The sequence below is a fragment of the Rhodococcus sp. YH3-3 genome (genome assembly GCF_001653035.1).
In the GTDB taxonomy this organism is placed as follows: domain Bacteria; phylum Actinomycetota; class Actinomycetes; order Mycobacteriales; family Mycobacteriaceae; genus Rhodococcus_F; species Rhodococcus_F qingshengii.
On sequence record NZ_BCWH01000002.1, the window covers coordinates 447,761 to 467,729 of the forward strand.

A 19,969-nucleotide genomic window follows, 5' to 3' on the forward strand; every position below is an offset into this window, starting at 1 on the left:
ACTCATCCCTCGAATGTTACGGAGGGCGCCAGGCCGTCGTATCAACCATTCGGATGATATCCGGGTAGCCGTAGGGGGCACGGTTCGTCACCCGAGCGCCCGATGTGCGCACCCGCCCTCGGACGCGACGCTGTAGTGGACGGTTTCGAACCATTCGATTGAAAGTGTGCCCGACATGAACCACCGCATTTACACACGACTTCCCCGTACGCTCGCTGTCGCCGTTCCGGTTGTCGCAATCCTTGCCAGCGCCGCATGCTCGACCACCGAAACACCGGTGGCGAACGCATCGAGCACGACGTCGATTACTGCCACGCAGCAGCCTGCCACGACCGGTGATTCGGCGATTGTCACTCAGAATCGACTCAGTGCCGACGCAGCAGTGAAGGCTGCTGGTGCGGCCCTGGCGAAATGCCGCGCCGACGGTCTCGGCTTCGTCACCGTCTCCGTCGTAGACCGTGCGGGAAATGTCATCGCCATGGTGCGCGGCGACAACGCAGCCCAGCACACGGTGGAAGCCTCACGCGAGAAGGCATACACCTCTGCAGCTTTCGGAGCCGACACCAGTGACCTCTCGCAGCGTACCAAAGGCGAAGGATCAACCATCGCTGACCTTCCCGGCACTCTCTTCCTTGCAGGTGGAGTCACATTGAAGGCTGGAGCCGGGTCGATCGCCGGTATCGGTGTCGGTGGCGCTCCAGACGGAATGCAGGACCAAGCGTGTGCTGCCGCAGGTCGTGATGCGATCGCTTCGTCACTCGGCTGAGTGAGCGCATTCAGCGTGCTTCGTGAATTGTGCTTTTCGCCACCTGGATTCGCTCGGCACGACAAGTGTCCGATTGTTGCGATGACCTCGACTTTGTAACACCGGAGCCCCCGGAAAGGGACAAACACGTCGACAGTGGAACCGACGATGCACTTACCGAAGCGAGTTTCTTGATGCGCAGTTTCGGGGAAAGACACAACCTTGCAGAGAATCAGATTCACGTTGCCCGAACGCAATACACGGCGGGTGCGGGGGCTCGTAGCGGCGTTGTTGTCGATAATCCTGCTCGGCGGTATGTTCGGTCCGACCGCCGCGAGTGCTACTCCGGCGCGCTCGGCGCCATGGGGTGGGTACGACGAGTTGTGGGTCCCGTCTTCGATGGGAAACATCAAGGTTCAGGTGCAGTGGGCCGCGCGCGGTGGCAACGCCGCGTTGTACCTGCTCGACGGTCTTCGCGCGCAAAACGACAGAAATGCTTGGAGTTTCGAAACGAACGCACTCGATCAGTACCGCAATGACAACATTACGCTGGTGATGCCGGTCGGCGGTGAGTCGAGTTTCTACACGGATTGGTACGCGCCGTCCAATTTCAACGCTCAGCCGATAACGTACAGGTGGGAAACGTTCCTCACCCGCGAGCTTCCGGACTTCCTTGCAGGGCATGGCGTTTCACCAACCAACAATGCGATCATCGGGTTGTCGATGGGCGGCAGTGCCGCGTTGAACCTGGCGGGGCATCATCGGGATCAGTTCAAGTTCGCCGGCTCGCTGTCCGGCTACATCAATATCTCGGGTCCGGGTATGCGTGAAGCGATCCGCGTAGCCATGTTCGACGCCGGCAGGTACAACGTCGATTCGATGTGGGGCCCGCCGTGGTCATCCGGATGGCTTCGCAACGACCCGTTCGTCAACGCGGAATCGCTTCGCGGACTGTCGATGTACATTTCGTCGTCCAACGGCATCCCGGGACCGTACGATCATCCCTCTGCGCCGATCGATTACTTCCACACGGCGACGGGTATGGGGCTCGAGGCGCTCTCGTGGGTGCACGCGCGTGCATTCGAAATTCGCCTGAAATCCTTGGGAATCCCAGCGACGTACAGCTTTCCGCCCGCCGGAATTCACTCGTGGCCGTATTGGTCTGCTGAATTGTGGATGGCCAGAGGACAAATCCTCGACACCATGAATGCCTGGTGAAGCTGTAGTGAGGATCTCTCCGGACTTGCTCTCGATCGAAAGTCCGGAGAGAACTCGCTCAGAAGGTGATGATGCCACGGAGGTTGCGACCGGCATGCATGTCGGCGAAACCGTCGTTGATCTGGTCGAGGGTGTATCGGTTGGTGATCAGTCCGTCAAGTTCGAGCTTGCCGCTGGTGTAGAGATCGATCATCCAGGGAATGTCGGCGGTGGGATTGGATGCACCGAACAGGGATCCCTGAATTCTCTTCTGGTACAGCGTGAGTTCCATCAGGCTCACGGGAATTCCGACGTCCGTCATCTTCCCGAGGCCGGTGACCACGCAGGTTCCTGCCTTGCGGATCGACGAGAATGCCTGCGCGACATGTTCTCCGGTGGTGACACCGACGGTGACGATGGCCGAATCCGCGCCCTGGCCGTTGGTGAACGAGCGCGCTATGTCGGTGGCTTCCTCCATGGTGGCCACGGCATGGGTGGCGCCCAACTTCAATGCACTGTCGCGCTTGAACGCAACCGGGTCCACAGCGATCACGTGGGCGGCGCCGGCATGCGAGGCGCCCTGCACCGCGTTGATTCCGATTCCGCCGACGCCCATGACGATGACAGTCTGCCCGGGATACACCTGAGCGGAGTTGACCGCGGCGCCCCAACCGGTTCCGACGCCGCAGCCGAGCAGACACAAAGCGTCGAGTGGCAGGTGCTTGTCGACTTTCACAGCCGAGAGAGTGCTGACCGTGGTGTATTCACTGAAGGTGGACAGGCCGCAGGTTTGTGCGACGGGCTGACCGTCGAGAGACATTCTGTAACTCGAGGTTTCGCCGGGTCTGCTGCCGGTCATGATGGCGGCGCCGTTGTCGCAGAGGTTCTGGATTCCGCTTGCACACCAACGGCAACGGCCGCAGGCGGCGAGGAACGAGAACACGACATGATCGCCCTCGGACCATCCTTCCGTGTTCGGCCCGACCTCGACGACGATTCCGGCGCCTTCGTGTCCGCCGCAGATGGGGTAGCGGCCGACTCCGTGGTCGCCGCTGGCGATGTGATCGTCCGAGTGGCACAGGCCTGAGGCGACCATTTTGACAGTGAGTTCGCCGCTGCGGGGTGAATCGAGTTCGAGATCGACCACCTCGTATGTGCCTGGTGCTTGGCGAATGACGGCTCCACGAGTGCGCAAGGTATCTCCTGAGGTAAGAGTTGTTCTTCGGCTTCCTCAGTTGTCTACTCGAGAGTTCAGGACGGGCTCGAGGTCTATCTCACTGATCGGACGTTTCGTATCTTTCAGACTCGTCCGGGGTGCGTCCCAAGATGGCGAGTTGTAGTTCGGTGAGCAGTCGCGTATCCGGCTCGTCCAACGAAATGCCCATGATCTGTTCAGCGCGCCGAATGCGGTAGCGCAGCGTGTTCGGATGTACTTTCAGAGACGAGGCGGCCTTCTTCACATCCCCGAAAGCTGTCAGGTAGGCCGTGAGCGTGAACTGCATGTCAGAGGTGTTCTTGTCGTCGTAGGAGACGAGTCTGTCGATACGAGGGTCCCGCAATCGCTCGTGATCAGCAACGAGGTCGAGTATCTCGCCCAGCAACACCGCGGTGCGTGACGCCGCGAGTGTGGTGACCTTCGAGGTTTCGTGATCATCAGTGGTATCGAGCACGCGGTCCACTTCTCGACGCGCCTCGGGTACGCCGTGCAATCGCGCGATCGGGACCGCGACGGCGGCGCGCACGCTGATGCCCGCACGGGCCTCGACTACTCGCACGGTGTCGTAAGCCCAGTCGCTGATCGCGACCTCGTGTTCGGCCTGAGGAAACAGCACGTAGATCCGGTTGTCGATGATCGTTGTGACCGCGTCGCTGCGGAATGCGCTGGCGCGCAGGCGCAAGGCGTTGGTGATTCGATCGAGATTCGATCCGGGCGCGAGTGATGTCGCAAATCCGATGACCGCAGACGGTCCGTCGGTGTTGATGCCGAAGGAGCCGGCCAGCGAGTGCATGTCGACTCCGCCGGAGCGAACGCCGAACAGCCTTTGCAATTGGGCATTCTCGCGGCTGGAGGCGTCCAAGGTTCGCATGAGAATGCGTGCGGCGACTGCCGCTGCACCCCGCAATACCGCTTGGGCGTCGTCGGAAAGAGGTTCAGAGGCGCGCTGCACCCAGATGCTGCCGAGATTGTGTTGGTGTGCAACAGAACCCATCGGCGCTGACAGGTCCGGGCGGGTGATGCTCACAGCCAACCTGTGCGCGGCTCCGATGCTCGGCTCGGAGGGCAGACTGATGACCTCGTCCGATCGCCTGAGATGCTCGAACACGCCTCTGCGCTCTATCCATTCGGTGTATTCGATCGGCCACTCCCGGCCCAGTATGGAGAGCTGACGGAGTTCGTCTTCACCTTCGTGAGCAGCTGAATATGCGATGACATGGAGTGCCGTGTCGTCGATCGTCACGAGTCCGCCGGTCAATTCGGCGATCGTCTCCGAGAGCGCGAACAGATCCGAATCGCCACCGGCCACAGCTCCTGAGACGGCCCGCGAACGGTACATGCTCTGTGTCAGAAGTCGTTGTACGAGTGAATAGACGTGTCCGGAACTAGCCTGCGGATGTACCGCGGCCACTGCGATTCCGATGTTGCGTGCGGCGGTGAGAAGCGTTGTCGCCGCGCGCGCATTCTTGACGAGCAAGAGCTTCGGACGACGCCTCGCCGGCCTGCCTTCGAACTTTCGCAACCACTGCGTCAACGTCGATTCGGGAACTCCCACGGGAAGGTAAATGTCGGAGATCGCACCACGGCTGTCGGTGCCGTCGATATCGGAGGACTCGACGAGGGCGATCGAACGGATTTCGACATCGAGTCCGTCCGGGCTTTCCAGAAGCTCGATCACGGACTTGTCCGTGGAATGCATGAGGGCGCCGAGGGTGGTGCCGACACTCGGCCCGTTACTCCTCGGACCTGTCGACGCTTGCGGGAGGGCTACAGAAAGTGGCTGCACATTTGCTCCTCGGCCAGTGGGTCATTACAGGCTAACCCCGACAGACGAAATGCAGAATAAGGAAATAGGGGACAAATTTATTCGTCAGGCATGGTGATGCCGAGTTCCTGCACCTTTTCGGCGACTGCCTCTGGAAAAACGTTCTTGAACAGATAAAGGTCTTGTCCGATCACCCAACCAGGTGCCAAAGCCGTCGCATATCGCTCGAAGTATCCGAGTTGTTTACCGAAAAGAACCAATTCCTCGGGACTCGCAACGCCCCACTGCTTGCCCAACTGAATCAGTGCCATGATCAATTCACTGAGCTTGAGTTCACCCAGGTCACGGCCGAGAATCGGGGCCAGGGCCGTTGCGACCTGCATACCGAGCTGATCGTCGTCGACCTCGTAGTCGGTTGCATATCCCAAGGATCGAATTCCGCGGGCGACACGGGCGAAATCACCGTCGATGAGGGTGGCTCGGAACATGTCGGAAAGGATGGATCTCCAGGTCTCGGGAAGGACGCCGACGATGCCGAAGTCGAGCATCGCTATCCGGCCGTCGTCGAGGACCCACAGATTCCCGGCATGTACGTCGCCGTGAAACGGACCGTGAACGATGACTGATTCGAGCCAGACCTTCACTCCGCGTCGGATCAGCATGCGGGCTTCGTCGATACCGTCCGGACCGGCGACGAACCGATCGAGCGGAACGCCTCGCATGCGTTCCATACAGATGACTCGGGGGCCGCAGTAGTCCCAGTACACCTCTGGTGTCGTGACTCCCTTGTTGTCGCCGAACGCACTGATGTTGTTCCGGAAAGTGGTTTGCCGGTCGGCCTCGACCGCGCTGTTCAATTCCGTCATCGTGGCGTTGTGCAGATCGCGAATGATGGCGGTGGCATTGGCAATTCGAAGGAACTCGACAAATTTCTCGAGGATGTTCGCGCCCCAGTACGCTGCCCGCAGGTCGATCAGCATCCGCGCATAGATGTCCGGACGCTGGATCTTGATGACCGCCTCTCGGCCGTCGTGCAGAACGCACGCGTGTACCTGCGCTACCGATGCGGCCGCGAGAGGGACGTCGTCGAATTTCGCGAACAGGTCGTCCACGGAGTAACCGAGGTCCTTCTGCACGACGCTTCTGGCCTGCTCGGCCGGGAAAGACGGAACATCGTCGAGGCAGCGTAGGCATGCATTGGCGACGGGGGCCGGGAACAGGCCGGACGACGACGCGACCAGTTGGCCGAGCTTGACGAAGGTGGGCCCCAGCGCGATGAAGCCGTCGACCATCCCGTCGGAAGCAGCGTCCGCCCAGGTGCGTCCACGCTTGCGGAAAGGCCACACGATCAGTGCCAGCATGATCGACGTGGACAACACGACGGCGATGATCGCGGAACGCCACAACTGGGCGAGGCCGAAGCGTTCGAGGTCCGGCATGCGGACTTCGAGGGCAGTGGCGGGCACTCCTGACGAGTACGGCCCGACAGGTCGCGTTGGATCCAGCACAGCTCTCCCTCGTTCAACGAGCGCATCCAGCATTTTGCCGTGAGATCACTTACGCGACCCCTTCCGTTAGTCAGTATGCCAAGTCACACATAACTGCCGGAATCGCCTACGCGTTCAGCCTACGATCGGTGAATGCGTGAGCACTTGATCCCGATCGGCGAGGTTGCAAAATCGTTCGGAATCGCGGCGTCGACCTTGCGGTATTACGAGGGCGAAGGACTGCTGTCCGCGCGGTCGCGAACTGGCGGCAAACGCTGGTACGGGCAGCGTGAGCTGCGACGGCTGGCATTGATCCGGATGTACACCGAGACGGGAATGTCCTTGGAGCAGGTGCGGTCCTTCATCGAAACCGACACCACGTCCGAGCAGTTCTTCACAGTTCTCGCAGATCAAGTGTCGACGCTCGAGGCACAGATCTCCGCAGCCAACCGAGCGAAACTGATACTCGAGCATCACCTGACGTGTCGGCAAGAGCGTCCGATGCAGTGCCCGTGGTTGCTCGAGCAGCTCGACATTCGTGTCGAAGCGGCGCTTGACTTCAAGTTGACTTGAACCTTCATAGTTAGGGCGCACTTACCGCCTTATCCGGAGGTTGACCATGTCGGCACGACGATGGCTGCCGCTCATCGCCGCATGCATCGGAACTTTCCTGTTACTGACGTACGCCACGATCACAACGATCGCGGTGCCGGCCATCGCAGTCGGTTTGGACGGCAGTACGGGCGCGATGTCATGGGTCGTCGACGCCTACACGCTGGCTCTTGCCGCGCTTCTTGTGGGCATGGGCGCACTCGGCGATGCGTGGGGACGCAAACGCCTCTACATCTGCGGACTGGTCGTGTTCCTGGTTGCAACGGCCGTGTGCGCGATTGCTCCGGACGTCACGGTTCTGGTCGTTGCTCGCGGCGCGCAAGGAATTGCCGGTGCGGCGATGTTCGCGACACTCCTGCCTCTGCTCGGCGACGCATATTCGGGCCGCGATCGGCACGTGGCTTTTGCCGCGTGGGGTGCCGTCGCTGGATTGGCGGCGGGAATCGGCAATGTTGCAGGAGGGCTGCTGACGCAGTTCTTCGACTGGCGTGCGGTCTTCTATTCCGGAATCCCCGTGGCCGCAGTGGCGCTCGCAATGGCTGTGTTCTGTTTCGCCGACAGTGAGCGCGGCGACGACAACATCGACTGGGCCGGAATCGTTTTGTTCACCCTCGCTGCCGTTGCCGCGGTTCTCGGCGTGACGTGGGGCGGCGACATCGGGTGGGCTTCGTCGTCGACAGCTCTTGCCTTCCTGATCGCAATCGGTGCGCTGACGGCGTTTGTGTTCTGGCAGCGTCGAGGCAGCAGTCCGATGCTCGATCCGGCATTGTTCCGATCCCTGAAATTCGACGGCGTCCTCGTCGCTGCTTTCGGGTACTACCTCGCGGCCTACGGCCCGCTCGTAGTCCTTTCACTGTGGCTGCAGAACGGGCTGGAACTGTCGGCATCGGCGGCCGCACTCGTGCTCTCGATTCAACCGCTCGCTTTTGTCTTCGTATCGGCCTTGTGTGGATCACGGCTTCAGCGCGTCGACCTTCGACTGTCGCTCGGATTCGGGACGATCCTTTGCGGAATCGGTTGCGTGGCCATGCTGTACGTTCTCGCCGAGCCGGTCTGGCCCGCACTGATCGCCGGGCTGATTCTGACCGGTGTCGGTTCGGCGATGGTGTCGCCGGTGCTGCCGGGTGCCGCGATGTCGGACGCCCCGGCAGAGCGCGCCGGGACGGCTTCGGCAACAGCCAACTCGTCGCGTCAATTCGGGCTTGCCGTCGGAATTGCGTTGTGCGGCTCGCTCTTCGTCGGTCCGGACGAGTTCGCCTTGCTGTGGCCGTTGGTCTTCTGTGCCGGCGTCGGAATGCTCACGGGTTTGGTGTCGATCCTTCTCTTTTCTCGTTCGTCAACTCCTGCAACAGTTCAACCAATCGCCGAAAGGGCACATACATGACCACGCTGTTCACTCCACGACCGCACCGGCGTATCGAGATGGACTGGAATCGCCGCAGGTTCCTCGGCGCTGCAGCAGGATTGGCTGCTGCGCTGGCAGCGGCCGGTTGCTCGCGTTCGGACGCAGACGCCGGGGGCGAAGGCGATGCAGGCTGGTCCTTCACCGATGATCGCGGCAATCTGATCGAATTGGATTCACCACCAAGGAGATTTGTCACCTACACCGGTATCGCGGGTGCTCTGTGGGATTACGGACTGGTGCCTGTCGGAGTTTTCGGGGCACTTACACGATCGCCGGGATCAACGGACACCAGCATCTCCGGCAATTTGGATTTCTCGAAGACCGAGATGGTCGGGCAGCTCTGGGGACAAGTGGAACTCGAGAAGATCGCTGCGCTGGAGCCGGACGTCGTCATCGTCCCTCAGTTGCGCGGGTCGGCATTACTCGACGAGGCGAACTTGGATGCAGTGAAAGGCTTGTCGTCAGTACTTTTCGTGGAAACAGCAACAGGAAACATCGATTCCATCGTGCAGGACATTGTGCAACTGGCCGTGGAACTCGGAGCGGACCAGGATCTGGAGGCGCAGAGAGAGGACTACCGCGCTGCGCGTGAGCGAATCTCCGAAGTTGCTTCCTCCCTGAAGAAATCACCGGTTTTGTTTGTGTCCGCAGATCCGGACACGATTCGTGTCAGTCGTTCGGGGTTCCCGATCCTCGCTGATCTGACGGGTCTGGGCCTTGCCGTCGTCGATCCGGCCGAGGGCTCGTCGGTCTACGTCGAGAAACTGGCCTGGGAGATGGCGGACCACTATCCGGCCGACATGATCTTCCTCGACGATCGCCCGTCCAGTTTGCAACTGGATTCGCTCGGCACCAATCCTGCGTGGTCCAACTTGCCCGCGGTGAAGGCAGGGAAGGTCGGCACCTGGAATCCGGAACCCGTGCTCAGTTATGCCGGGATCGCCCGTACGTACAACTCTCTGGCTGACCAACTGCTGGCATTCTCACATTCCTGACCGCCGCGTCGTCTACGACGTATGGACCTCTTCACCGATCTGCCTGCTCGAGTTGATTCCCTCGATTGGCCTGCGCTGATCGAGGGAATCAACGCCAGTGGGTGTGCACAGGCGGCGCCGATACTCGACGAGTCGGAGTGTCGCGAAATCGCTTCCTGGTACTCGGAGGTCGACCGCCTTCGGAGCACCGTCGACATGGCTCGATACCGCTTCGGCCAGGGGGAGTACCGGTACTTCCTTGATCCCGTACCGGAGCCGATCACGGCTATGCGAGCGGCCTTCTACCGGCACCTGCTGCCCGTGGCGCGGGAGTGGGCGTTCGAACTGGGGGACAGTGCGCCGTGGCCGGACACTTTCGAAGAATGGATCGATCAGTGCCACGACGCCGGCCAGAATCGGCCGACCCCGATTCTTCTGTCCTACGGACCCGGCGACTGGAATGCTCTGCATCGGGACCTGTACGGAGAGTTGGTATTTCCCCTGCAAATCGTGATCGGACTCGACAGACCTCGCATCGACCACTCCGGCGGCGAGTTCTTGCTCGTGGAACAGCGGCCGCGCGCGCAGTCGAAAGCGACGGTGACGGTGCTCGAACAGGGGCACGCGTTGATCTTCACCACGCGGGATCGGCCGGTTCAGAGTTCGCGTGGGTGGTCGAGAGCACCTGTGCGACATGGTGTCAGCGTGGTGCACTCGGGTACGCGTCGAACATTGGGATTGGTGCTTCACGATGCCGAGTAAGACGTACATTCTCCGCGACGCTCGCAACAAACCCTACGAGAGTTCGACGCCCGGTGTGCTTGGCGGGCACCGGAAAACGAAGATCTACGGGCGACTCGACTGTCGAGGGGCCGCGCAGGCAATCGCGCGTGGCGGGTATGTCGCCAGTCGGGTGTTCTTCGCGGACGAGCCGACCGCGATTGCGGCCGGCTATCGCCCCTGTGCCGTCTGCATGCCCGAAGGTTACGCAGCCTGGAAGGTAGTTGCTACGCGCCGAAGCGGTCGCGGTACTCCTTCGGAATGAGCGGCTTGTCGCCGCGGACCTTCAGCTGCTGGACAGCCCAGGTATTGCCGTCCGGGTCGGCGAATCCGAAGAAGGTGCCCCCGTCACGCTCGTCGAAGACGGTGACCTCACTGGCATCGACGCCGCGGCCGATGAGCTCTTGGCGAGCCGCTGCAGCGTCGGCCACGACCAACTGCAATCCCTTCAACGAACCAGGGGTCATCTCGGTCTGCGACGGCAGGTTCCCGATGACGATCGAGCAGCCCGAACCACGCGGAGTGAGCTGGGCGACCGTCATGTGTTCGTTGACGGTGTGGTGGTCGAGATCGAAACCGACCTTGTCACGGTAGAACTCGATGGAGCGGTCGAGGTCACTGACGGGAACGATGACTACTTCGAGGGTCCAGTCCATGAAACTGCCTTTCGCTGAGGAGGTTCGGGCAAACAGGTGGTCAGAGTTGCGCGACGATCTTGTCCAGGCGTTCGTAACCTTCGGTGACGCCGAGCTCCATATTGCTCTCGATCATTCCGTCTCGCGCTTCGAGGCTCGGATATACGGAATGGCCGGAGAGGCGGGTGCGTCCGTTGCCCAGATCCTCGAACGTGATCGATTCGATGCTGACGACGTCGGGAAATCCCTCGTATTCGAAGGTCTGGATGGCAAAGTCGTTCTCGCGAACGACGTGAAATACACCGTTGAACCGGAACTCTTCGCCCTCGGGGTTGCGATGGACGTACTTGTATCGACCGCCGCTCACGAACTCGTATTCGTCGATCTCCATCTCGTATCCGTTGGGGCCGAGCCACTGCTTGACCAGATCGGGATTCGAATGAGCTGCGAAGACGGCACTGACGGGTGCGTCGAATTCGCGGGTGATGTCGATGTACGGCACGCCCTCAGGAGCCGTGATGGTGACGGGATTGGTGGTAGCCATGGCTAAGTCTCCTTCTGTGTGGTGCTGAGTAGGTGATCGAGCTTGCGGAACTGTTGTTCGTGGATCAGTCGATAGCGGTCGATCCAGGCGGTCAAAGCCTCGAGAGTTGCGGCGTTGAGATGTACCGGCCGCCTCTGGGCTTCGCGGCTGCGAGTGACCAAACCCGCGGCTTCGAGTACCTGAATATGTTTGGAGATGGCCTGTTTCGTGATCTCGAACGGCTCGGCCAACTCGTTGACCGTTTGGGGGCCGGTGCTCAGGCGGGCGATGATCCGCCGTCGTACCGGGTCGGCAAGCGCCATGAACGCTTTGTCGAGACGCTCGTCGGCCCCTGGATCCACGATCACTTGTCAACCATCTCCTTTATCAACCAACCTGTTGATTACGGTACGAGCCCATGCCGAGGGTGTCAATGCTTCGAAACCGATTAGCGTGGAAACCATGAACGCTCTGATTCCTCGGCCACGATTGGAAGTGGCGCCGGGGGCGATCCTCGTTCCGGATTGGCTCAGCGTCGAACAGCAACGCTTCTTGGTGGCCGAGTGCCGACGGTGGGCGACCGCACCCGTACCGATGCGCTCCGCTGTTGTCCCTGGTGGGCACAAGATGTCGGTGCAAACAGTCTGTCTCGGTTGGCATTGGCAGCCGTACAAGTACACGCGCACCGCCGACGACGTGAACGGTGCGCCTGTCGCAGCGGTGCCTGACTGGCTCGTCGACCTCGGCCGGGCCGCAGTTGCCGCTGCCTATGATGATCCGACTGCGGGGGAGCGGTACACGCCGGACACCGCGCTGATCAATTTCTACGACGAGGGCGCTCGGATGGGCATGCACCAGGACAAGGACGAGCGCTGCGACGCTCCCGTCGTCTCACTGAGCGTCGGGCAGAGTTGTGTCTTTCGATTCGGGAATTCCGAGAACCGGAACAAGCCGTACACCGACGTCGAACTTCATTCGGGTGATCTGTTCGTGTTCGGTGGAGAGTCTCGGTTCGCGTATCACGGAGTGCCGAAAGTTATCGCCGGAAGTGCAAGCCCCGACATCGGTCTGCCGTCCGGGCGGCTGAACATCACCCTGCGGGATACCGGAATGTCGTGACTGTCTCACCCCTGCTGTGCCACTGGTGCAGCAGGGTCGAAGTCTGCGCTCGAAGGTCCGTCCCCGACCATCTCGATCAACTCGGTCGACGGTGGAGTTGGCAGCGTGCGCCAGCGCTCTCGTTCGAGGTTGTGGGGTTGTGTCTCGTTCATGCCCTCATTATCGACTTCCGGCTCCGATCCACCAGTCGGGGATGGGCCGGGTGCAATTCGGTAGGCCGTTGAGCGCCCCGCTGTCTCGTCGACATCCTCGGACCTCAGCACGTCGACGACAGTTCGGGTCGCGGCACGGGTCTGGGGAGGTTGGTGGGTGGATTCGAGGCGACCGTGGTTCGCTTATCCCAGTGTCTTGTTGCGGCCGGCGAGGGAGCCGAAGACGAGTTGCACGGCCAGCAGCACCAGCAACGCGATCAGCGGAGTCGTCCAGGAATCGACGGCGTCGTGCAGTGCACCGAAAACGAGAGGACCGGTGGCGGCCAGAAGGTATCCGACGGACTGTGCCATACCCGAGAGTGCCGCTGCTTGACCGTGATTGACAGTGCGTATTGCGAAGAAGGACAAGGCAATGACAATCGATCCGCCGATGCCGATGCCGAGGAATGCATTCCACAGCAGGGCCCAGGAGGGGAGGAGGAGTTGGCCGAGAACTGCCACTGCGGCGACCGACACCAGCCCGAGGACGGCTCCTCTCTGATCCTTGGGCAGTTTGTGCAGGAGCACTGCTGTGAGGAGGCTGCCGACGATCGAGAATATTTGCATGATGCCTTGATGCAGTCCGGCGGTAGCCGCGGTAGTGCCGTGTGATTCTTCAATGGTGGGCCACCATGTCAGAACGGTGTAGAAGAAGAGAGATTGGACGCCCATGAATATTGTGATCTGCCACCCGAGTGCTGAGCGCCAGGGGGAGCGATGGCCGCCTGGATGGGAATCCAAAGCCGCAGCATGATCGTGTTTCGGAAGCGTGCGTCGGCGAAGTTGGGGAAGGAACACCCCAAATCCTATGAGAGCCATAGCAGCCCAGATTCCGAATGCGATCCGCCAACCGTGATCGGTGAGACCGGCGATCGGCACGGCAAGTCCGGATGCGGTTGCGGCGACGGCTGCAGAGACCGCCGAGAAGATGCCGGTCAAACGGCCGGCTTCGGTCGGGAAGTCTCGTTTGAGGAGCGCCGGCAGTAGAACGTTCATTGTTGCGATGGACATGCCGAGCGATACGGTACCGATCCACAGCGCAGGCATCCACGGAACAGAGCGGATCACGATCGCTAAGGCGAGCATGCCGAGTGCTGCTGCGAGTGTCCGTTCCATTCCCCACCGAGCTGCGATGACCGGGGCAACGGGGGAGAACACTGCGAAGCACAGCAGTGGAAGGCTGATCAGCGCTGATGCTGTTGTCGACGAGATATCGAGATCGGTGCGTACCTCACCGAGTAGCGGGCCGACGACTGTGATTGAGGCTCGAAGATTGGCTGCGATGAGAAGAATGCCAGCGATAACGAGTCCTCGGCGCATTATCGGTATCGCGCTCGGGGCAGACGCCACGTTTTCGGTGTCGGAGATGACGTTAGCCATAGGTGTGCCCTTCTGAGATTGTCTGTGCGCTGAACCTCTTGTGTGTCAGCTACTTCGGCATGTTTTGCAGAAAGAGGGATCGGCTGTGGTCCATCAGTCGGACCACTGCGGCGGCTGCGCCGTCCGGATCGCGGTCACGGATGGCCGCAAGCAGCTGCCGGTGTGGGTCGTCGTCGGTCCAAGGTCCGATGAACAGCTGTCGAGTCTCCTTGTCGGACTTACCTTGTGGGATGCTCATGGTGTCAGAGCGATCGAGACTGCGGTAGATGTCCGTGATCAGTTGGTTCCCGCTCGCTGCGAACATCTCCAGGTGGAAGTCGAGGTCGTACTCGACGGATTTGGCGACGTCGGGCTCAGCGTCTCGGCCATCCAAAGCCCGAGTCATTCGGTCGATGTCTTCGGGCAGGGCTCGTTCGGCTGCGAGTCGGGCGGCGTAGAGCTCCAAAGCTTCACGGGCTTCGAAGATTTCGAGCACGTTCTCCGCCGCTGCACGTCTTTGAAGTGCAATTTCGAGTTCTGAGCTCGCGCAGACGTAGGTTCCGTCTCCCGGGCGTGCTTCGAGGAGGCCGGCATGGACGAGGCCGCGAATGGCCTCCCGGACCGTATTGCGGCTCGCGCCGGTCATTTCGACAAGTTGATGCTCGCCGGGGATCTTCTCCCCTAATTCCCAGTTGCCAGAAGTGATCTGGGACCGCAGTTGTTCCGCGATCTGCACTGAAAGTGGGATGTTGCGTGCGGTGGGTGCGATACGGGAATCCGGCATGAGTCAAATGTAGGACATTTGGCGATTTGTGAATAGGTTTACCTTTGTGATCTAGGGCACTCGGGTTCGGATCGGCCTGGGCGGGGTACCGCCCTTCCGCATGTCTGCGTGCACGTGAGTGCTCCTGCCGACCGCGCACGGGGCAGTTGACTCGACTCGAAGGGCAACTGCGATCGATTCCTCACGGAACCTCATGCCTAACAGACCCTCACGTGCGGGTCATTGCTGCGATTCCAGCGTCCATGCGGGCTGGTCGGTCACTTCCGGGCCGTCGTGCAGCACCCAAGCACACGGCTCGGAAATGTAGGTGGCAGCATCGGTGAACCAGTATGTTTCGTCGGGTGCCCAGCCCGCGATGACGCTCGCCGTCTCGGTATCGACCTCGATCGCGGTTCCTGCTGCCGCGAGGTATCCCGTCACGGTAAGGTGCACTCCCTCAAATCTTTCCGCGACCTGCACCCAGTCGGGGATGACCCACCTGCCTGATCGGCCGGTAGTCCGATACCAAACCTGCCGCGTTTCTGCGGTGACCTCGAGCGGGAACCGTCTGCACAGCTCCGACCAGGCTTGCGCGCTGTCGATCTCGTAGATGCGTGCGCCAGTCGGTGGCCGCAATGCTCGGACGACGACCCGTTCCCATCCCATGCTGTCTTCGACGAACCACAAGCCCGCCGGAGTCCCGTCGAACAGCGCCCTCGTCGAACCCTGAGTGGGTGGATTCGACCACCAATAACCTGACCAGTTCGCCGCGGGGTCCACCGGGCGGTCACGTTCAGCTCTCGCTTCCGATTCCAGGGTGCTCGTGCGCCACTCGCTGAGGAGTTGTTGCGCAGCAGGCACTTCGTCTGTGTCCGGAGATTCCTCACCTCTGCTCAGAATCGACCATTGGTCGGATGAGGCGAGCGAGGTTGACCACCACCGCGCGCATTCGGAGCCGGCGATGTGCTCGGCGACGCGTCGAAGCTCATCTCGCATAACTTCGGTGGCGACGAGGACGTCTTCTCCGTCGGGATCCTGCCAGTAACGCGCCGCATCGACCGCTTCTGCGAGGGCGGAGCGTAGATCGACGGCGGTGACGTCGGGGAGCGATATTTCCGTGAGGCTGCGCGCCACGCCCTCCGCGGTGACTATGGTCTGCCGGGCCTCTTCGGCGCCCGGGCCGAACAACACTTGGGAGGTTCCTTGTCCGATGTCGAGGTGATACGCCGCCCGGTGAGCGTTGATGCGGAACATGTCGTCGCCTGGCTCGGGACGCAGGGCGCGTTCGGCGTCGATCGCATACGCGAGCAGCATCCGGCGTCCGCGCGGGCCCGACAGCAAAATATCCGCAGTGAGCATCTGTTCTCCCGTTTTCTGGTTCAGATGACGGTAGCCGAGGTCGTTGAGACGGAGAACTTTCTCCTTTGATGTCGGAAATCCCGACGGTCCCGTCGCGCACGACATGATCGCCACACACTGCATTCGGCGGCGAAGGCGGACGGAAGGGAGCCCCAGGCTGCTGCCAGTCGCGTGAACGCCGCTTCTTTGGTGTGCGCGATCACTGCCGTCTTTGTGTAGCCGTGGTTTTCGTCGATCAGAGCTCTCTGTTTGCCTGTAGTGACTGCGAAATAGGTCGTATTGATTGCTGAGGCTGAACAATGGAGAGGGCTGAAAAGGCTGGGAGACAGGTGTTTTGGCGAGAGTGATCCGTGTGCCATCAGTACAGTCTCGACCGGAACCAGTGATCGAGGCTGATCATGTCGATCTGGTGCATGTCGAGACTCAGCTGGGCAGCAGCTTTCACCGCGTCGGCGCGGGGGATAGAGTTCTGGGGCAGAGTCCAGTTGGTCTCCCGTGCATGTTGCTCGAGAAGGTCGATGACTGTCCGCGGGACAGGCTCGTTGACGTGAAGTGTTGAGCCGTAGCGAAATTGCTGTTCTATCGACAACTCGTAGATGGATCGGGCGAGTAGGTCTACGTCGACTACCGACAGGACAGCGCTACCGCCGTCGATGATCGAGTCGAGGCGAGAGACAATTCGCGTCAGTGTCGGAAGAAACCATCTGTCGCCGGGTCCGTACACAAGATGTGGCCGGACGACCAGGCCTCCGGCGTCGCGCACGAACTTCTCGGCGAGAGCGCGCGTGCGACTGGCAGGTGAGAAGGGGCTGAGAGGTGCGCCGTTGACCGGCAAGTCTCGAAACGGTCCCGGCCCGTACACGGCCGCGGTACTGACGTAGAGCAAGCGTTCGACGCCGACGTCGGCGGCCATCGACGCAACGTTCTGTACGCCGTGTTGGTTGACGTGAACGCACTGTTGTTCGTCGTCGCCCACGTACGACACGCAACAGATGACGGTCGACGCCTGACTCATTGCAAGTCGTAGAGAAGCACTTTCGTTGATGTCGCCGATCACGGTGGCGATTCCTTCACGGCCGAACTGTTTGGCTGCGGTGGCCGTGCGAACGAAACCGATTGCAGCGTTTCCGTCGCGGGAAACCAGCTGTTTCATCACTGCGGAGCCGATGAAACCAGTGGCCCCGAGTACCAGAGTCGTCACGGTGTGTCCGTGTCGAGAGCGTTGCTGCGAGCTCTTTCGACGTATCGTTGAGATTCATTCCGTCGGCAACGAGAGCTGGGTAGATCATGCAGGAGCGTGCTGTCCTGACGCGCCAGGCCGTCATTTTGGGTGCTGCGAAGAGCTTCGAGAAGTTCGGGTACTCCGCCAGTTTGGGCACGATCTTGCAGCACGGGGGTGTGTCGAAGGGGGCGATGTATTTTCATTTCGCGTCCAAGGAGGAGCTTGCGCACGCGGTCATCGCAGCGCAGCACGGTATGGCGATGGAGGGTACCCGGCGGGTTGCTGCGCACTCCGACATCGCGGTCGAAACCCTGGTGCTCGTTTCGCAGGAGATGGCTCGGCAGCTTGTGACCGAGCCCATCGCGCGAGGTGGCATGCGGTTGACGATGGAGATCGGCAGTATTCAAGGCCCCATCGAACAGCCGTACCTCGATTGGATCGAGGCTATCAAGCAGGTGGCAACCCAAGCGGCCGAAGCCGGCGATATCGTCCCGGGCACCGATATAGACGCGTTGGCTCGATTTGTGGTGGGGTCGTTCACCGGAGTGCAGATTCTCTCGGAAATGCTGACGGGCAGAACCGATCTGTACGAGCGGTTGAGTCAGATGTGGAACCTGGTGCTGCCAACGATCGTCCGCGAGGACAAGTTGGCGCACGTCATGCAACTGGCGGCGCTTGCACCGAGAGAGTGGGAAGCACCGAGCGCTTGACGTGGTAGACGCGACGAGAAGAACGTGTTCGTTCCCTCTCATGATTGGTCCGCAACTGCAATTTCGAGTTCCGCGGTGGTTTCCAGTTCTTGAGTGAACCGAACTCGGTGCACATGGCCCGACGCGTCAAGGGGGATCGTTGACACCTCGCACGGCGTTTCCCATTCAGTGAACCTCGGAAAGACCGCCGAGAGTGAGGCGATCTTTGTTGCTGGGTTGCCGATGTGAAATCGGAGCGCTTGTCGGGCGGCCTCGAAAAGTATCATTCCTGGGATGTGGTCGACGGGGTGGTCGAAAAGGGAGTGGTTGCGTGGATCGGGAGCGCAGAACATCGCGTGCCGAGCAGGATCAGTGCTGATGAGCACATCTCCATCGGTTAGGCGTCCGACTCGCTCCGATCCGACCACCGCGGCTCCGGAAGGAAGGATGCGCCGGCTCGGGCGGTGGTCTTCTCGTCCTTGCCGAATTCGACGGTATCCCTCGGGGCTGACTCCTCGCGCAACAGCGTTGCATCTGGCGACGTGCCGGTTGCCCTCGCTGAGGATCCCCGACACTTCGACCCCCGAAACCGCTCCGTCGCGATGAGTGAGGTTGTCCACTGTCATCGAGAAACTCAACGGCTCCGCGACTGATTGCACGTCGAGCGCGTCCAGCATCTCGAAGCTGAACGTTTCCATGAGGAACTTGTAGTGCAGTGGAATCTCGTATCGGGTGTGGCACAGAAGCACCACTGCCTGTCGAAATGCTTCTGCCACCCCGAGCGGATCGTGTTGCTCGCTCGATACGTCGAATATCCGGTGCGAGACCGGGAGTTGCACAGCAACCTGGTACGCCGAGTCCGATTCGATCCGGTAGTCCGTCAAGAAAACCTCGGCAACAGCATGTCTGTGGACAAGATGCCGCGGCACTGTGCGTGTGTATTCCATTGATTGAATGCACCTTTCGATGTTCACTCGTGTCTTCGGTGTCGTGTAGGACCTAATATTCGACGTCCGGGCGCGTCATCGAATCGTCAAAATTGACGATCTTTTCGAAGGTCGAGTTCGATCAGGGGCGGCACCCCATCTCGGCGAGTGTGTCTGGGACACTTCCTGCTAGAAGCGTCCGATCCGAAGTTCCAGTGGGTGTCTGCGTGCGTCGTGACCAGAGCGGCGGAGCATCGCGCATGCCTCCAGCTGGGAATGCACCCCCAGTTTTTGCAGGATGCTTCGGATGTGGGCGCGAACCGTGGTCGGTGCGATGTGGGCGGTTCGAGCAATCGAGTCGACATTCGAGCCTCCGTAGAGAAGGCCCACGATCTCGAACTCGCGATCGGTGAGACTGCTGATTCGTGCGAATTCTTCGGTGCGCAACCGGATGCGTTGTACGAGCGAGGACTTGTCGTGTGCAGACCGAGCGGAGTTGGGGTTGATCGCGGCCTGCAGCTCATCGAGCAGGGATGTGAATGGCAGTTGAGAGTTGAGCACGGCGTGGGCGCCCGCTGCGAGCCCCCGAATCATGGAGTTGCCGCTACTGAGATCGCCGACCAGGACCGATCCCTTGAGCGCGGAGAGCTCCTTCACCTGCCAATCGACGCCCCCGAGTGGTAGGAGAACGAGCGCTCTACCGTGATCGCTGGTGTGATGCCTTAACAGGCTCATGTCTGCGGTTTGTGGCTCGGAATAAGCCCTGGCGCTGATTCCGGCAGCGATTGCATTGGCGAACCCTCGATTGCTATGAGTGGTGTACACGGTGACTGTGCTGGAGAGTGTCATAGCGACTACATCTCCGGTGGAGGTCCGCTCCGCCCGCTCTCTTCGCTGCGAAACCAAAACCGTTGCTTTCAGCGTGGTTTCGTCAGCAGGTTAGCTATCGCAGTGACCTTTCCGCTGATGCGCACGAAGGTTACGGCGATATCGCAGTTGCCC

Annotated in this window: 22 protein-coding genes; 9 read left to right on the forward strand and 13 right to left on the reverse strand. The window is 60.9% G+C overall.

Annotation, left to right across the window (positions count from 1 at the left end; genetic code table 11):
• The first annotated feature begins 175 nt into the window (after positions 1-175).
• Both YH3_RS14745 and YH3_RS14750 read left to right on the forward strand, forming a co-directional pair.
• On the forward strand, positions 176-766 hold the full coding sequence (locus YH3_RS14745; RefSeq protein WP_064443646.1) for a heme-binding protein: 591 nt from the start codon (positions 176-178) through the stop codon (positions 764-766).
• Between the two features lie 246 nt (positions 767-1,012).
• A complete protein-coding gene (locus YH3_RS14750) occupies positions 1,013-1,963 on the forward strand; it encodes an alpha/beta hydrolase family protein (RefSeq protein ID WP_193777164.1) in 951 nt (316 codons plus the stop codon).
• Positions 1,964-2,021: 58 nt separating this feature from the next.
• Here YH3_RS14750 and YH3_RS14755 read toward each other — a convergent pair whose 3' ends face one another.
• The 3 genes from YH3_RS14755 to YH3_RS14765 form a co-directional block, all read right to left on the reverse strand.
• Positions 2,022-3,137, reverse strand: a complete 1,116-nt coding sequence (locus tag YH3_RS14755) for an NDMA-dependent alcohol dehydrogenase (protein WP_003939726.1) — start codon at positions 3,135-3,137, stop codon at positions 2,022-2,024.
• A 79-nt stretch (positions 3,138-3,216) separates the two neighbouring features.
• Positions 3,217-4,944 (reverse strand): CdaR family transcriptional regulator, encoded by a 1,728-nt coding sequence (locus tag YH3_RS14760; RefSeq protein WP_238592620.1) that lies wholly within the window; start codon positions 4,942-4,944, stop codon positions 3,217-3,219.
• A gap of 77 nt (positions 4,945-5,021) precedes the next feature.
• Positions 5,022-6,431 (reverse strand): AarF/ABC1/UbiB kinase family protein, encoded by a 1,410-nt coding sequence (locus YH3_RS14765; RefSeq protein WP_003940433.1) that lies wholly within the window; start codon positions 6,429-6,431, stop codon positions 5,022-5,024.
• Between the two features lie 132 nt (positions 6,432-6,563).
• Here YH3_RS14765 and YH3_RS14770 point away from each other — a divergent pair, with 132 nt between their 5' ends.
• From YH3_RS14770 to YH3_RS14790, 5 genes are read left to right on the forward strand one after another with little or no spacing between them, the layout of a single operon-like run.
• Entirely contained in the window at positions 6,564-6,983 is a 420-nt protein-coding gene (locus YH3_RS14770) for a MerR family transcriptional regulator (protein ID WP_064443648.1), read from the forward strand.
• Positions 6,984-7,029: 46 nt separating this feature from the next.
• The gene (locus YH3_RS14775) at positions 7,030-8,406 is read left to right on the forward strand and encodes an MFS transporter (protein WP_003940475.1); all 1,377 of its coding nucleotides are present in this window, start codon (positions 7,030-7,032) and stop codon (positions 8,404-8,406) included.
• Positions 8,403-9,422 carry an ABC transporter substrate-binding protein gene (locus YH3_RS14780; protein ID WP_064443649.1) on the forward strand — a complete coding sequence of 340 codons (1,020 nt, stop codon included), beginning with the start codon at positions 8,403-8,405 and terminating at the stop codon, positions 9,420-9,422. The genes YH3_RS14775 and YH3_RS14780 overlap by 4 nt, the downstream gene beginning before the upstream one ends.
• A gap of 21 nt (positions 9,423-9,443) precedes the next feature.
• Entirely contained in the window at positions 9,444-10,163 is a 720-nt protein-coding gene (locus YH3_RS14785; RefSeq protein ID WP_064443650.1) for a 2OG-Fe(II) oxygenase, read from the forward strand.
• Complete coding sequence (locus YH3_RS14790; RefSeq protein WP_030536475.1) at positions 10,153-10,446, forward strand: Ada metal-binding domain-containing protein; 294 nt, start codon at positions 10,153-10,155, stop codon at positions 10,444-10,446. The genes YH3_RS14785 and YH3_RS14790 overlap by 11 nt, the downstream gene beginning before the upstream one ends.
• Here YH3_RS14790 and YH3_RS14795 read toward each other — a convergent pair.
• Genes YH3_RS14795 through YH3_RS14805 form a run of 3 tightly spaced genes read right to left on the reverse strand, consistent with a single transcriptional unit; the run spans position 10,409 to position 11,707 of the window.
• Entirely contained in the window at positions 10,409-10,837 is a 429-nt protein-coding gene (locus tag YH3_RS14795; protein ID WP_007729747.1) for a VOC family protein, read from the reverse strand. The two genes, YH3_RS14790 and YH3_RS14795, sit on opposite strands and share 38 nt — an antisense overlap.
• Before the next feature lie 40 nt (positions 10,838-10,877).
• The gene (locus tag YH3_RS14800) at positions 10,878-11,360 is read right to left on the reverse strand and encodes an SRPBCC family protein (protein ID WP_003940319.1); all 483 of its coding nucleotides are present in this window, start codon (positions 11,358-11,360) and stop codon (positions 10,878-10,880) included.
• Positions 11,361-11,362: 2 nt separating this feature from the next.
• Positions 11,363-11,707 (reverse strand): helix-turn-helix transcriptional regulator, encoded by a 345-nt coding sequence (locus YH3_RS14805; RefSeq protein WP_003939956.1) that lies wholly within the window; start codon positions 11,705-11,707, stop codon positions 11,363-11,365.
• Between the two features lie 94 nt (positions 11,708-11,801).
• Between YH3_RS14805 and YH3_RS14810 the strand changes: the two genes are divergently transcribed.
• Positions 11,802-12,458 (forward strand): alpha-ketoglutarate-dependent dioxygenase AlkB, encoded by a 657-nt coding sequence (locus YH3_RS14810; protein ID WP_037128920.1) that lies wholly within the window; start codon positions 11,802-11,804, stop codon positions 12,456-12,458.
• Positions 12,459-12,463: 5 nt separating this feature from the next.
• Here YH3_RS14810 and YH3_RS36040 read toward each other — a convergent pair whose 3' ends face one another.
• From YH3_RS36040 to YH3_RS14830, 5 genes are all read right to left on the reverse strand, one after another.
• Positions 12,464-12,610, reverse strand: coding sequence for a hypothetical protein (locus YH3_RS36040; protein ID WP_020723613.1), 147 nt, complete (start codon positions 12,608-12,610; stop codon positions 12,464-12,466).
• Positions 12,611-12,793: 183 nt separating this feature from the next.
• Positions 12,794-14,029: an MFS transporter gene (locus tag YH3_RS14815; RefSeq protein ID WP_050656055.1), complete on the reverse strand. Its 1,236-nt coding sequence runs from the start codon at positions 14,027-14,029 to the stop codon at positions 12,794-12,796.
• 49 nt (positions 14,030-14,078) lie between these two features.
• A complete protein-coding gene (locus YH3_RS14820) occupies positions 14,079-14,792 on the reverse strand; it encodes a FadR/GntR family transcriptional regulator (protein ID WP_003940486.1) in 714 nt (237 codons plus the stop codon).
• Positions 14,793-15,011: 219 nt separating this feature from the next.
• On the reverse strand, positions 15,012-16,130 hold the full coding sequence (locus YH3_RS14825; protein ID WP_050656070.1) for a hypothetical protein: 1,119 nt from the start codon (positions 16,128-16,130) through the stop codon (positions 15,012-15,014).
• Between the two features lie 358 nt (positions 16,131-16,488).
• Positions 16,489-17,331 carry an NAD(P)-dependent oxidoreductase gene (locus YH3_RS14830; RefSeq protein ID WP_030536480.1) on the reverse strand — a complete coding sequence of 281 codons (843 nt, stop codon included), beginning with the start codon at positions 17,329-17,331 and terminating at the stop codon, positions 16,489-16,491.
• Between the two features lie 86 nt (positions 17,332-17,417).
• On the opposite strand from YH3_RS14830, the gene YH3_RS14835 reads away from it, so the two are divergent.
• Complete coding sequence (locus tag YH3_RS14835; RefSeq protein ID WP_003940238.1) at positions 17,418-18,062, forward strand: ScbR family autoregulator-binding transcription factor; 645 nt, start codon at positions 17,418-17,420, stop codon at positions 18,060-18,062.
• 38 nt (positions 18,063-18,100) lie between these two features.
• Here the strand turns inward: YH3_RS14835 and YH3_RS14840 are convergent, their stop codons facing one another.
• Together YH3_RS14840 and YH3_RS14845 are read right to left on the reverse strand one after the other, a co-directional pair.
• Positions 18,101-18,988, reverse strand: coding sequence for a ScbA/BarX family gamma-butyrolactone biosynthesis protein (locus YH3_RS14840; RefSeq protein WP_064443651.1), 888 nt, complete (start codon positions 18,986-18,988; stop codon positions 18,101-18,103).
• Positions 18,989-19,156: 168 nt separating this feature from the next.
• A complete protein-coding gene (locus tag YH3_RS14845; RefSeq protein WP_064443652.1) occupies positions 19,157-19,816 on the reverse strand; it encodes a LuxR C-terminal-related transcriptional regulator in 660 nt (219 codons plus the stop codon).
• Positions 19,817-19,969 lie beyond the last annotated feature (153 nt).